The sequence below is a fragment of the Streptomyces sp. SID12488 genome (assembly GCF_010548275.1).
Lineage (GTDB): Bacteria > Actinomycetota > Actinomycetes > Streptomycetales > Streptomycetaceae > Streptomyces.
Window position 1 is genome coordinate 127,793 of sequence record NZ_JAAGLT010000014.1, and the last position, 12,321, is coordinate 140,113.

Annotated in this window: 11 protein-coding genes; 8 read left to right on the forward strand and 3 right to left on the reverse strand. The window is 70.2% G+C overall.

Translation table 11 applies throughout. The features are described from left to right. Window positions 1-3 precede the first annotated feature (3 nt). From wecB to G3I56_RS22140, 7 genes are all read left to right on the forward strand, one after another. On the forward strand, window positions 4-1,137 hold the full coding sequence (wecB, locus tag G3I56_RS22110) for a UDP-N-acetylglucosamine 2-epimerase (non-hydrolyzing) (protein ID WP_164411535.1): 1,134 nt from the start codon (window positions 4-6) through the stop codon (window positions 1,135-1,137). 51 nt (window positions 1,138-1,188) lie between these two features. After that, entirely contained in the window at window positions 1,189-2,070 is an 882-nt protein-coding gene (locus G3I56_RS22115) for a chain length determinant protein (protein WP_164411537.1), read from the forward strand. Next, on the forward strand, window positions 2,033-3,586 hold the full coding sequence (locus tag G3I56_RS22120; RefSeq protein WP_164411539.1) for a lipopolysaccharide biosynthesis protein: 1,554 nt from the start codon (window positions 2,033-2,035) through the stop codon (window positions 3,584-3,586). Before G3I56_RS22115 ends, G3I56_RS22120 begins: the two co-directional genes overlap by 38 nt. Before the next feature lie 5 nt (window positions 3,587-3,591). Beyond that, the gene (locus tag G3I56_RS22125; protein ID WP_203690391.1) at window positions 3,592-4,740 is read left to right on the forward strand and encodes a hypothetical protein; all 1,149 of its coding nucleotides are present in this window, start codon (window positions 3,592-3,594) and stop codon (window positions 4,738-4,740) included. Continuing rightward, on the forward strand, window positions 4,737-5,534 hold the full coding sequence (locus tag G3I56_RS22130; RefSeq protein WP_164411543.1) for a glycosyltransferase family 2 protein: 798 nt from the start codon (window positions 4,737-4,739) through the stop codon (window positions 5,532-5,534). The genes G3I56_RS22125 and G3I56_RS22130 overlap by 4 nt, the downstream gene beginning before the upstream one ends. 127 nt (window positions 5,535-5,661) lie before the next feature. After that, window positions 5,662-6,339 carry a class I SAM-dependent methyltransferase gene (locus tag G3I56_RS22135; RefSeq protein ID WP_164411545.1) on the forward strand — a complete coding sequence of 226 codons (678 nt, stop codon included), beginning with the start codon at window positions 5,662-5,664 and terminating at the stop codon, window positions 6,337-6,339. Beyond that, entirely contained in the window at window positions 6,333-7,316 is a 984-nt protein-coding gene (locus G3I56_RS22140; protein ID WP_164411547.1) for a class I SAM-dependent methyltransferase, read from the forward strand. The genes G3I56_RS22135 and G3I56_RS22140 overlap by 7 nt, the downstream gene beginning before the upstream one ends. Before the next feature lie 72 nt (window positions 7,317-7,388). Here G3I56_RS22140 and G3I56_RS22145 read toward each other — a convergent pair whose 3' ends face one another. Further along, window positions 7,389-8,297 (reverse strand): glycosyltransferase family 2 protein, encoded by a 909-nt coding sequence (locus tag G3I56_RS22145; protein ID WP_164411549.1) that lies wholly within the window; start codon window positions 8,295-8,297, stop codon window positions 7,389-7,391. After that, a complete protein-coding gene (locus G3I56_RS22150) occupies window positions 8,294-10,351 on the reverse strand; it encodes an O-antigen ligase family protein (RefSeq protein WP_164411551.1) in 2,058 nt (685 codons plus the stop codon). Before G3I56_RS22150 ends, G3I56_RS22145 begins: the two co-directional genes overlap by 4 nt. Window positions 10,352-10,476: 125 nt before the next feature. Between G3I56_RS22150 and G3I56_RS22155 the strand changes: the two genes are divergently transcribed. Then, window positions 10,477-11,148 carry a hypothetical protein gene (locus tag G3I56_RS22155; RefSeq protein ID WP_164411553.1) on the forward strand — a complete coding sequence of 224 codons (672 nt, stop codon included), beginning with the start codon at window positions 10,477-10,479 and terminating at the stop codon, window positions 11,146-11,148. Between the two features lie 62 nt (window positions 11,149-11,210). On the opposite strand, the gene G3I56_RS22160 is transcribed toward G3I56_RS22155, so the two are convergent. Continuing rightward, entirely contained in the window at window positions 11,211-12,257 is a 1,047-nt protein-coding gene (locus G3I56_RS22160) for a glycosyltransferase (RefSeq protein ID WP_164411555.1), read from the reverse strand. Window positions 12,258-12,321: the final 64 nt, after the last annotated feature.

Consider the following 12,321-nt stretch of genomic DNA (forward strand, 5'->3'; position numbering starts at 1 on the left):
ACCATGACGCGAGTCGTCTGCGTCGCCGGGGCGCGCCCCAACTACATGAAGATCAAACCCGTGATGGACGCCCTGGAACGCCGGGGCGCCGAGGTGATCCTGGTCCACACCGGCCAGCACTACGACCCGGCCATGAACGACGTGTTCTTCGCCGACCTCGGCATCCGTCCGCCCGACCGCTTCCTCGGGGTCGGCTCCGGCAGCCACGCCGAGCAGACCGGGCGCGTGATGACCGCGTTCGAACCACTCCTCGACGAGGTGTCCCCGGACATCGTCGTGGTGGTCGGCGACATCAACTCCACCCTGGCCTGCGCCCTGGTCACCGCGAAGGCCGGGCCGCTGCTGGCCCACGTCGAGGCCGGCCTGCGCAGCCGCGACTGGAGCATGCCGGAGGAGGTCAACCGCGTCGCCACCGACCGGGTCAGCGACTATCTGCTGGCCCCGTCGCCCGACGCCGTCGACAACCTGCGCGCGGAGGGGTACCGGGACGACCAGATCCACCTGGTCGGCAACGTCATGATCGACACTTTGCTGGCCAACCTGGAGCGGGCCAGGGCCTCGACCGTCCTGGACGAATACGGCCTGACCAAGGGCGAGTACGGCCTGGTCACGCTGCACCGGCCGGCCAACGTGGACGATCCCGAGGTCCTCACCGGCCTGTTGAAGGCACTGGGCGAGGTCGCCGGCCGCCTCCCGCTCGTGCTGCCCGTGCATCCGCGGGCCGCGGAGCGGCTGGCCGCCATCGGGGTGCCGGGCGGCATCCGGCTCGTACCGCCCGCCGGATACCTGGACTTCATCGCCCTGCAGGACTCCGCCCGCATCGTGCTGACGGACTCCGGCGGCATCCAGGAGGAGACCACCGCGCTGGGCGTGCCGTGCGTGACCCTGCGGGACAACACCGAGCGCCCCATCACCGTCGAGCAGGGCACCAACGTGCTGGCCGGCCGGGATCCGGCGCGGATCGTGTCCACCGTGAACCGGGTGCTGGACGCTCCGCCCGCACCGCGCAGGCCCGAACTGTGGGACGGCCGCGCGAGTGACCGGATCGCCGATGTGCTGCTGGAGGGGGGCACCGCGAACACCCGGCAGAGACCGACCGACCTGCCGGGAACCACCGACCGCACGTTCCCCATATGATCCGCTTGAAACACATGCTCGTGGAACATTTGGCCGCAAGGGGGGACCACCATGGATCTCGCTGAGATCTTCCGGGTCACGCGCAGGCGCTGGTACGTCCTGCTGCCCGGGCTGCTGCTGACCGCCGGTCTGGTGGCAGCCGTGGTGCTGCTGGTCCCGGTCACCTATCAGTCGCAGAGCACGGTGCAACTCCTGAACTCCACGAAGGCCACCGCCGCCTACGACGGCAACCCCTTCCTCAGTACGCAGACCTCGCTCACCGGCATGGCCGACAGCCTGGCCCGCAACCTGAACTCGGACGACTCCGTCCGGGAGCTCAAGTCCCGTGGTGCCACCGGTACCTTCGAGGCCAAGATCGCCGACAACGCCCAGGGGCCGCTCATGTGGCTCACGGTCACCGGCACCGGCAGGGCCGCGGTCCTGGCCTCGGACCGCATTCTGACCACGTACGCGGCGGAGCGGCTCAAGCAGTTCCAGGAACAGCAGTCGGTCGAACCACGAGCCATGATCCGGATGACGACGATCGTGGTCCCGCAGCCGCCGGCGGCGCAGACCAAGACCCGGCTCGAGTACATGATCATGGCAGGGGGCGGTGGCCTGGTGCTGAGCCTGATCGCCGTCTTCTACGTGGAGGCGCGCCGCCGAAAGCACCCGGCGGCGACCCCGGAGGAAGCCCCGCAGCCGGTCGAGGCACCCGAACCGGCACCGGCGGCCGACACCCGTGTCACCGCCCCCCGGCCGACGGCCGAGGAGTCGGTCGCGGAACAGACGATCGCTCTGCGCACCCCGCCCGCCTGGGCGCGGTCCGCCAACAGGCCTGCCGCGGAGCCGAGAGCGGGGCGGGCCGCCACGGTCGTGGCACCCGCCGCCGAGCCGCTCGACGAGGAGTCGACTCATGGACAGCGTTCGCACACCGGACAGCGGGACCGCTGAACCCAGCGACACCCCCGCTCCGGCCGCTGCCCCCTCCCTGGGCGGGAAGGTCCGTTCGGCTGCCCGCTGGAGCCTGATCAACACCGTCGTCATGCGGCTGGGCAACTTCGCGACCGGCATCCTGCTGGCGCGCTTCGCCCTCGGACCGGCGGAGTGGGGCGTCTACGGAATCGCCCAGACGGTGCTGCTGGTCCTGCTGTCCGCGAACGAGCTGGGCGTGGGCCTGGCCATCGTGCGCTGGGAGGGCGACGCCCGGCGGTTCGCGCCGACCGTGCTGACCCTCAGCGCCATCTCCAGCGGCCTGCTGTACGTGGCTCTGTTCGCGGCGGCGCCGACGGTGGCGGGCCTGCTCGGCTCGCCGGACGCGGCGAACGTACTGCGGGTGATGTGCCTGTGCGTGGTGATCGACGGAGTGGCGCAGGTGCCCGCCGGCTTCCTCACCAGGGAGTTCGCCCAGGGCAAGCGGATGATCGTCGACGCGCTCAACTTCGTGGTCAGCACCTCGGTGACGCTGCTCCTGGCCTTCGAGGGCTGGGGCGCGATGAGCTTCGCCTGGGGAGCCGTGGCGGGGAACGTCGTCACACTGATCGGCTGCGGGCTGGCGGCACCCGGCACCCTGAAGTTCGGCTGGGACCCCGACCAGGCCCGGGCGCTGCTCAGGTTCGGACTGCCGCTGGCGGGGGCGAGCATGCTGGCCCTCGCGGTGGTCAACGTCGACACCATGGTGGTGGGCGCGACGCTGGGCAGTGTGTCGCTGGGCTTCTACGTGCTCGCCTTCAACATGTCCGGCTGGCCCGTGCGGATCATCTCCGAGGCCGCCCGCCGGGTCTCCTTCGCCGGCTTCTCCCGACTGGCCGACTCGCCGAAGGCGCTCGCCGAGGGCTTCAGCCGTGCCCTGGGCGTGGTGATCACCGGCACCGTCCCGCTGTGCGTCCTGCTGGCCTGCCTCGCGGAGCCGGCCATCGTGACGATCTACGGAGACCGGTGGGGTCCCGCCGCCGCGGCGCTGCCCTGGCTGATGGTCCTCGGCCTGATCCGCATCGGCAGCGAACTCGCCTACGACTGTCTGGTGGCGATCGGACAGCGCCGGTCGCTCTTCCTGGTTCAGGGCCTGTGGCTCGCGGCCCTGGTCCCGGTGCTTCTCGTCGCCGCCCGTCTCAACGGCATCGTCGGCGTCTCCCAGGCCCATGTCCTGGTAGCCGGCGGCCTGGTGGTGCCCGTGTTCCTGGTCGCCCTGCACCGTGGCGGCATCGGTTTCGGCCGGGTCGCCAGGGCCTGCGCGTGGCCCTTCTTCGGCGGGGCCGTGATGGCCGCGATCGTCCTCGGCCTGCAGCGGTTGTTCGGCGACGGCCGACTCGCGCTTCTCGCCATCAGCACCATCGCCCTGGCCGGCTACACGCTGTGCGTCCTGCCCAGCCGCGACTTCCTGCGCGGCGTCGGCCGCGACGACCGGCCCCACCACGGCCGACACCGGTCCTCCGCACCGGTCCGGCCTCCCGAAGAGGACATGAGGTGAACCTGATGTCACGGCGCATCAGCCGGAACTCGCTCGTGGGACTGCTGCTCGCGGCGTTGCTGGCGGTCCTCGGCGCGGCCTGCTCGGGCTCGGGACCGGACCGGAACGTGTCGCAGGACTGCCCGGACGACGGACCGACCTGCCGTGCGAGCGGGTCCCCGGCGTCACCGAGCCCGGATCCACCGGCCACTGTCGGCGAGGCGACGAGCAGTCCGACCGCCTCGCCGTCCCCGACGAAGAAGCCCAGCCCGACTGCCAGGCCCACCCCGTCCCGGAAGCCGACCGCGACGCCAGGCACCGGCAGTGCGTCAGGCGCCCCGGCGGCCAGGACCAACTGTGCCTCGCCCGGCGCCTGTGGCTTCCCCGACGCCGACACCACCGGACCGCGGATCGCCCTCAAGCCCCACAAGACCGGGTACTGGGCCGTCCGTACCAACGGGCTCGTCATCCGGGGCCAGGACATCACCGGCACGCTCGACATCTACGCGAACAACGTCACCGTCATCGACACCAAAGTCACCTCGGACAGTTGGTGGGGCATCAACCTGCGCCCCGGTTTCAGCGGCCTGAAGGTCCTGCACTCCACCATCACAGCCGTACCCGGCAAGGGGCCCGACAACGGGGGCGTGGACTACGCGGTGTCGAACATGGGGGGCAGCTCCATCGAGGTCGGCTGGTGCGACGTCTCGGTGTACGGCGACGCCCTGTCCATGGGGCAGGGGAACCTGCACGACAACTACGTGCACGACATCGAGCCGTTCATCAACCTCGGCGGCGAGTGGCAGCACACCAACACGGTGATCAGCGGCGGCGGCAACACCGGCCACCTGATCATCCGCCACAACACCCTGCTGAACCCGACCAGCCTCAAGCAGGGTGCCTCGGGCAGCATCGGGCTGTTCGCGGACACCGGTGTGGTCCGCAACGTCACCGTGGACGACAACTGGATAGCAGGCGGCGCGTACGCCCTGTACGGCGGTGACACGGGCGCCACCGGGATCAGGGTCACGAACAACATCTTCTCGACGGAGTACCACCCCGGGTCCGGCGGCTACGGCGTGGTCGCCCACTGGAACGCGGGCGGCGCCGGAAACGTGTGGAGCAACAACCGGATGTCCGACGGCCGCCTCGTCCAGCCGGAGCCGTCGTCATGAGCGGCGTCGTGCGCCGTGTCGCACGGGTGCCCTGGACACTGCTCAAGGCGTTGTTCGGCTGGCTGGTGCTCTTCGAGGTCAGGAACAAGCTCCTGCTGGCCCCCAGCGCCATGCGGCTGCGCCGGATCGAGGACGCCGAGACCCGGCGCCTCGCCGCCGGCCTGCCGTCGCCGCCCTCGGCGCTGGTCGCCACGGTCATCGCCACCCACCGGCGTCCCGAGGCACTGCGCGCCGCGGTGCGCTCGGCCCTGGACCAGACCGTTCGCGACCAGGTCGTGATCGTGGTCGACGACGGCGCCGGACTGCCCGAACTCCCCGACGACCCAAGACTGTTCGCCGTCTCGCTGGCACGCAACACCGGCGTGGCGGGAGTCGTGCGCAACGTGGGCATCCGCCTCAGCAGCTCGCGGTACGTGGCGTTCCTGGACGACGACAACCTGTGGGAACCCGACCATCTGGAACGGGCGTTGGCGGTCCTGGAGTCCCCCGACGGGCCCGACGGCGTCTACACGGCGCTGCGCCGCGTCCTGGCCGACGGAAGCGAGCGGGATGTCCTTTCGGTGCCCTACGACCGGCGCCGGGCCGCCCGCGAGTCCTTCCTGGACACCAACGCCTTCGTCGGCCGCCGCAATCGCTCCCTGCACTTCAGCCGCCTGCACCGGACACCGGAGGTGATGCCCCGGGAGGACTGGGAGCTGATCCACCGGTACGCCCGCGGTCACCGGGTGCTCCATGTGCCACACCCCACCGTCCGCTATCTGGTGAACCCGGCCAGCTTCTACACCCGGTGGTGACGTCCGGATGAAGCCGCCCTGCTACGCCGACCGTTGCTCCTCCCCCGCTGCTCCTCCCCCGCAGTTCCTGTCCCGCTGCTCTCTCCCGCTGTTTCTTCTCCCGTACCGAACACAGGTGGTTGATCCCATGCCCCGCTCCCGCGCCCTCAGGAACAAGTTCGTCGACGCGCCCGGCTCGCTGGGCGAACGCATGCGCATCGCCCGCTGGGAGCGGTTTCGGCGATGCTTCCCCGGCATCGAGAACATGAGCGTCGTGGACCTGGGCGGGACAGCCGACATGTGGCTGCGCGCGCCCGTGCGGGCCAAGCACGTCCACCTGATCAATCTGGCGGAGCATCCCGCCGAGCTCCCCGACTGGATCACCGCCGAGGTCGCCGACGTCACCGACGAGGCAGTCGCCGCCGAACTCAGCACCAAGGGCGGCTACGACCTGGTGTTCTCCAACTCGACCATCGAGCACGTGGGCGGCCACAGCCAGCGTCGGAAGTTCGTCTCGGCCGTCGAGTCACTGGCGCCGCTGCACTGGATCCAGACGCCGTACCGGTACTTCCCCGTCGAGCCCCACTTCGTGGCGCCCGGCTTCCAGTTCCTGCCGCTCGCCGCCAGGGCACGTCTCGTCCGCCGCTGGCCGCTTGTCCACAGCCGTCCCGACAGTCCCGAGTCGGCGATGGACGCGGTGATCAACATCGAGCTGCTGACCCGCACCGAAATGCGCTATCTGTTCCCCGGATCGGTGCTCCTCAGCGAGCGGGTGCTCGGTGCCCCGAAGTCACTCATAGCCGTCAGAACGGAGCCCGTATGCTGAACAACCTGATCAACAGACATGACGCGGACCGATTACTGCGCAAGGTACGGCGATGGGAACTCGACCCGGTGCTGGCCAAGTTACGGGTGCGGGGCGGTGCACGGGTGGTCCAGCACTGGTCCCGGGTCGACCCGTCGCTGACCGAATGGTGGGCGATACCGGCGGTCGTCGAACGCTGGAACCTGCTGATGACCGGTGACCCCGACACCTCCTTTCCCGAGTACGTGGCAGCCGAGCACTTCGCGCCGCGCACCGATCTGCGTGGCCTGTCGTTGGGGTGCGGCACCGGCGGCAACGAACTCCTCTGGGCCAGGACCGGCGCGTTCGGCCTCCTGGAGGGTGTGGACGTGGCCCAGCCGCGGATCGACTTCGCCACCCGCGCCGCCGCCGAGCACGGCCTCGCCGACGTACTGCGCTTCCGGGTCAGTGACGTCAACCGGATGGCCGCCGACGGGGAACGCTTCGACGTGTTACTGGGCCTGCAGTCGCTGCACCACTTCGACGACCTCGACGAGACCCTGCCCCGGCTCTCCCAACTGATCGAGCCCGGCGGGACGTTCGTGGTCGACGAGTTCGTCGGCCCCACCCGGTTCCAGTGGACCGACGGCCAACTGGCGGCGGCGAACGACCTCCTGGCCCGGTTGCCCGAAGGGCGTCGGCGCCTGGCCGACGGCAGGATCAAACACCGTGTCGTACGGCCCAGCAGGCTGTCGATGGTGCTGGACGATCCCTCGGAGGCGGTCGACGCGGCGGCGCTGCTGCCCGGCCTGCGGCGCGAGTTCGACGTCGTCGAGGAACGGCCGTACGGGGGTACGGTGTTGCACATCGCGTTCTCGGGGATCGCGCACAACTTCCTTGACCAGGAGCCTGAGACGCTGGCGCTGCTGGAACGGTGCTTTGCCGCGGAGGACGCGGTCCTCCCCGACGTGGGGCACGATTTCGTTGCCATGGTTTGCCGGCCTCGGAGTACTGGCTAAGGGGGGTGCCGCTGTGTGTTGTCGGCCTTCTGCGGCGCCATCGTGGCTTGTCGCGCAGTTCCCCGCGCCCCTTTAAGGCGTTTCAGGGCCCGGTGTTTTGCGTAGGGCGCCCGGTCTGGCCAGTGCGGTTGCTGCCGCGCGGGCGGCCGGGCGGCCCAGCGCCGCCCGTGATGTTTCGCGGAGGAGGACGGCCGTTCGGAAGGCTGCCGTGGGGAGGGCCCCGTGGCGTTGGCGGTACAGGCGGACCCGGTTGAGGGTGAGGAGGGTCCACAGGCGGGGTGACACCTGGGAGTCGCCGCCCAGGTGAACGGCCTCGGCTGTCGGCTCCAGCTGGGTGGCGTATCCGCGGTCCCGTGCGCGCAGGCAGTACTCGGTCTCCTCCGAGTAGAGGAAGAAGGACTCGTCCCACAGGCCGCAGGCGGCCAGGCACTCCTCCGAGATGGCCATGAGTGCACCGGTCGCCCAGTCCGCGCGCGTGGGCCGCCGGTACGCGGCGGGGTCGGTGACGAGCTCGCTCAGGCGCGGGAAGCGTCCGGCTCTGGTGTTACCGATGAGGGCCTCGCCGAGCGCCCGGGTCACACTCGACTCGCGGCGCAGCGAGCGGTGGGGCGTGTCGCTGCCTTCTTCGTACAGCAGGGGTACGGCGATGCCCACACCTTCGCCGAGACTGTCGACAAGGCGTTTGGCGCAGCCCTCCCGCATCCGGATGTCGGGGTTGCAGATGAGGACGGTCCCGTGCTCACCGGCCGCACCCAGCGCCGCGTTGACCCCGGCCGCGTACCCGGCGTTGCGCCCGGTCTGGACGACGGTGGCGTCGGGGGCCAGTGTCCGGAGAACCTCGACGGTGTCGTCGGCGGAGTCGTTGTCGGCGACGACGAGCCGCCAGTCGAGGCCGGCCATGCCGTCGGGAAGCGCGGCGAGGAACCCGGGGAGCACCGAGGCGCTGTTCCAGGTGACGACGATGACGGCGACGGGACTCATCGGGACTCCGCGAGTTGGGGGAGCTGGGCGTCGGATGCCTTACGGGGGCCGGGAACCGTCACGGTGTCCGCTGCCGATGCCTCGGCTTCGGCCTCGGCTGCCTCGCGGCGGATGAAGCCGAGGTAGCTGCCGCCGGCGCCCAGGGTCAGGAAGAACATCCCGGCGTACATGGGGAAGCTGAGCGCGTCGAAGGTGGCGCTGATGACCAGGGCGACCAGGGCCGAGGCGAGGAAGGCCTGTCCGAGTTCCCGGTCCGAGTCGTTGCGGGCGAGCCGGCGGATGGCACCGCCGGTGTGGATCCCGGTGACGAACAGGGCGAGCAGGGCGACGAGTCCCACGATGCCCATCTCGGCGAGGGTGAGCATGTACTGGTTGTCGGTGAAGAAGTACAGGTCCGGGGTGAAGGTGCCGAATCCACGGCCGAACCAGGGATGTTCGTTGAGGTAGGGGACGATCGCGCTGTACTTCACGGTGCGCGCCTGAGTGCTGCTGTCGGAGCCGGCGAAGAAGGTGGCGAACAGGTTGGTGATGGTTCCGATCAGCCCGGGAATGATCACCTTGAAGACGGCCACCGAGGTCACGACGATCCCGATCGCGGCCCAGCGACGCTCCGGCTTCCAGCGGGGCACCATGACCAGGATCACGATGGCGGCGCCGATGATGGACGTCCTGGAAACCGTCAGCGGAAGCGCACCCGCCATGATCGCCACCGGCGCCCAGCGGCGCAGGGCGCCGGCGTGACGGCGTACCGGATCGAACGCCTGGTGGACGGCGAAGGGAACGAGGATGGCCAGCATCCCGCCGAACTCCAGCGGATGGGCCGTGGTCGAGCGCGGCCGGGTGAACGAGCCGCGGTCCATGGCGCTGATTCCCGCCGTGCTCGACTGCAGACCGGGGATGTGGATGGAGTCGGCGATGTTGGTCGCCGCGAAGAAGTCGTAGTAGCCGATCAGGGCGACCACCGTGCCCAGGACGACGAGCCTGCGCATCAGGGTCTCCAGCCGGCTGCGCTCCTGGATACCGGCCGAGGTCAGCACCACCAGCGCCACCCACACTCCGAGCCCGATGAGCCCCCGGTCGGCTCCGAGGACCTCCTCGTGCGAGCTGTCGCGGCTCGCGTCCGCGAGGTACGACAGCAGCACCGCCATGGCGAGCAGGCACATCGCCACGCGCGGCAGCCTGGTTCCCTCGGCGGGACGGATACGGCCGCCGAGCCAGGTCGCGAGGTACCAGAGAAGCCCCAGCAGGGCGAAGACGTTGGCCGGGGTGCCGACGCCGCCCAGCGCGGGCAGGGTGAGGTTGGACGGGACGAAGAAGGCCAGCGCCAGATAACCGGTGAGGATCGTCGTGGCGTCGAGCTTCCGTACCAGCAGGCCCCTGGGCTCCTTCTCGGGAGGCTGGGCGCGATGGCGCCGGGGAACGTATCCGGCCGTGGCGCGTCCCCGGCGGCGGACCACCGCGATGCCCTCGGCCAGGATGGACAGCAGGAACGCGCTGACGATCCCGATGATGAGGACGGACGCGATGTTCTGGTAGCGGGCCTTCGACTGGGATACCGGTGTCTGCGGCAGCACGACCGGCGTGGCCTGCACGGAGTACTTCGCCGGCACCTTGGAGGCGGCCTGCAGGGCCTTCAGCTGCTCCGCGGTGAACTTGGTGAGGGTGGCGGTCTCCCGCAGCACCTTCGCCCGGTCGGTGCCGGTGACGCTCAGGGTGAGCAGTGGGCTGTCGGCCTCCGGCGCGAAACCGGCCGTGTACCGGTCGGTGACGCCGCGGGAGTGCAGTTCCTTGGCCGAGTCGCTCGACTGGAGCGTCCTGATCAGCACGTCGGCCGTGACGACCAGGGAACCGCCCGCGTTCGATATGGGGTTGCCGAAGGTCGGCGCCAGATCGGCGACCGCGGTGGAGTCGAGGAGCGTGACGGAACTCTGCGACTCGTAGGACACCGGGATCGTCCGGTACAGATAGCCGCCCGCGAACAGGCTGAGCAGGGTGAGGGGCACCATGAAGTACCAACGCCTGCACATGATCGCCCAGATGTCGCCAAGGCTCATGATCTCTCCCCCCGGCCCGGTGCCGCGTGACCGGACGTCCGGGCTCCGGCACAGCATAGGCCTCGTGATCTGGTGGCGATCCGCCCGCGCGCCTGCGAGGATCGTTGCCGACGGAAGGAATCCCCGTGTCGCCCCGTGACGTCGCCGAAGCGCTGCTCCGCCGCTGGTACGTGCTTGTCCTCGCGCTCCTGCTGACGGCCGCCGGGGCCTATCCGGTGATCCGCCCCGCGCCGCGGTATGTGAGTTCGGCGGTGGTCGTCCTCAAGCCGCCGGTGACGGGCAACCAGCCCAACCAGCTGACGAATCTGCAACCGCCGCTCGCCACGCTCTCGTACGGGGTCATCCAGCAGCTCGAATCGCCGGCCGGGAGCAAGGAGCTGAAGTCGGCAGGCGTCCACGGGACGTACCAGTTGATCCCGCGCAACAGCGGTACCAGCGCCACGCCCGCCTATCTGATCCCCTCGTTGCAGGTCCAGGCGCGGGCGTCCGACCCGGTCGAGGCCGACACAGCGGTCCGCAGGATCATCGACGTGTACTCCGGGCATGTGGCGGACATCCAGGAGGCGCAGGGGATCTCGGCGGCGGCGCGGATCAACGCCTCCGTCCTGGTCGCCCCGAGCGCCGCCCAGGTACTGGGCAACAAGAGCCGCGCGGTGGCCGGTACGGCACTGCTGGGCGTGACCGCCGCGCTCCTGAGCGCACTGTGGTTCGACCAGTACGCGCTGCGTCGCAGGAGCAGGAAGGAAACCTCGCCGGATCCGCACCCGCGGATCGGCGGGATTCCGGTGGCGGGCTGAGCCCCGAAGCGGGCGCAGCGCGCCGCGGCAGCCGCCCGCGGTCCTCCGGGTGAGCATGGCCATCAGATGCCGCGGCGCTTCCAGGACTCCCACCACAGCCACTCCCGCCCGCGTTCGGCCACGGCCGACCACACCAGCAGCTGCAGATACGGCATCGTCTTCGCTCCGATCCGCTGTCTGAGCCGCAGCGCGCGGTACTCGGGCAGCGCCTCGTACTCCGGGAGGCACTCCTCCGCGAAGGCCACGAGTTCGTCGACCGGGACGATCTCGGTACGCCCCCGGTCGTACGCGCGGTAGGCGCGGCGCAGTGCGAAGCGTGCGAGGCGGGTGTGCACCGCCTCCGCGAGCCGGTCGGCCTGGGGCAGCTGGTCGGCGCACTTGGCGAGTACGGAGTCGTAGGCGACGAGGCGTTGGCGGAGGTCGTCGAGCTGACCGCCGAAGTCGGTGGTGGACATGTTGTTGCCGTGCACGCGGTAGAAGGCCTGGTCGGCCCCGCGTACGTAGCCGACGTCGGCGCGGGCGGCGAGCCGCATCCACATCTCGATGTCGCCGGCGTGGGGAAGCGTGGGGTCGTAGCCGCCCACCTCGCGCTGCAGGCTGGTGCGGACGACGACCTCGGGCGAGGTGATGCAGCCGGTGCCTTCGCGGAACCGGCGGTCCAGCCACCAGTGCCCGGGGTAGACGGTCGAACCGGTGCCGCTCGTACGGGCCTTGGGCAGCGGGCCGCCGTGCTGGAAGCGCAGGGGCCGGCCGTAGGCGAACCCCGCCTCCGGATGGGCGTCCAGCAGGGCGGCGGCGCGTACCAGTGCGCCGGGGACCAGCCGGTCGTCTGCGGAGAGGAGTGCGACGTAGTCACCGTCGGCCCACTCGAGGAGGCCCTCGTTGTAGGTGGCGATGTGTCCCTTGTTGCTTTCGTGGACGCGGACCTGGATGCGCGGGTCGGCGGCGGCCAGCTTGAGCGCGGTCTCCGCCGAGTCGTCGGGAGAGGCGTCGTCGATGATGAGTACCCGGACGTCGACACCGTCCTGCTCGTCCAGGACACTGCTCACGCAGTCGGCCAGGAAATGGCCGTACTTGTAGCAGGGGATGACAACGCTGACGGTACTCATCTGTTGGGTAAGCCAATCCCCGACGGTGGCCTCCCGCGACTGTGCGGGAGGCCACCGTCGGTGG

What these genes read in the sequence shown, in the direction of transcription:
- G3I56_RS22145 (WP_164411549.1), bottom strand. Translation starts at nt 8,297, where the DNA reads ATGAGTCCCGTCGCCGTCATCGTCGTCACCTGGAACAGCGCCTCGGTG.
- G3I56_RS22115 (WP_164411537.1), top strand. Translation starts at nt 1,189, where the DNA reads ATGGATCTCGCTGAGATCTTCCGGGTCACGCGCAGGCGCTGGTACGTC.
- G3I56_RS22150 (WP_164411551.1), bottom strand. Translation starts at nt 10,351, where the DNA reads ATGAGCCTTGGCGACATCTGGGCGATCATGTGCAGGCGTTGGTACTTC.
- wecB (WP_164411535.1), top strand. Translation starts at nt 4, where the DNA reads ATGACGCGAGTCGTCTGCGTCGCCGGGGCGCGCCCCAACTACATGAAG.
- G3I56_RS22130 (WP_164411543.1), top strand. Translation starts at nt 4,737, where the DNA reads ATGAGCGGCGTCGTGCGCCGTGTCGCACGGGTGCCCTGGACACTGCTC.
- G3I56_RS22140 (WP_164411547.1), top strand. Translation starts at nt 6,333, where the DNA reads ATGCTGAACAACCTGATCAACAGACATGACGCGGACCGATTACTGCGC.
- G3I56_RS22160 (WP_164411555.1), bottom strand. Translation starts at nt 12,257, where the DNA reads ATGAGTACCGTCAGCGTTGTCATCCCCTGCTACAAGTACGGCCATTTC.
- G3I56_RS22125 (WP_203690391.1), top strand. Translation starts at nt 3,592, where the DNA reads ATGTCACGGCGCATCAGCCGGAACTCGCTCGTGGGACTGCTGCTCGCG.
- G3I56_RS22135 (WP_164411545.1), top strand. Translation starts at nt 5,662, where the DNA reads ATGCCCCGCTCCCGCGCCCTCAGGAACAAGTTCGTCGACGCGCCCGGC.
- G3I56_RS22120 (WP_164411539.1), top strand. Translation starts at nt 2,033, where the DNA reads ATGGACAGCGTTCGCACACCGGACAGCGGGACCGCTGAACCCAGCGAC.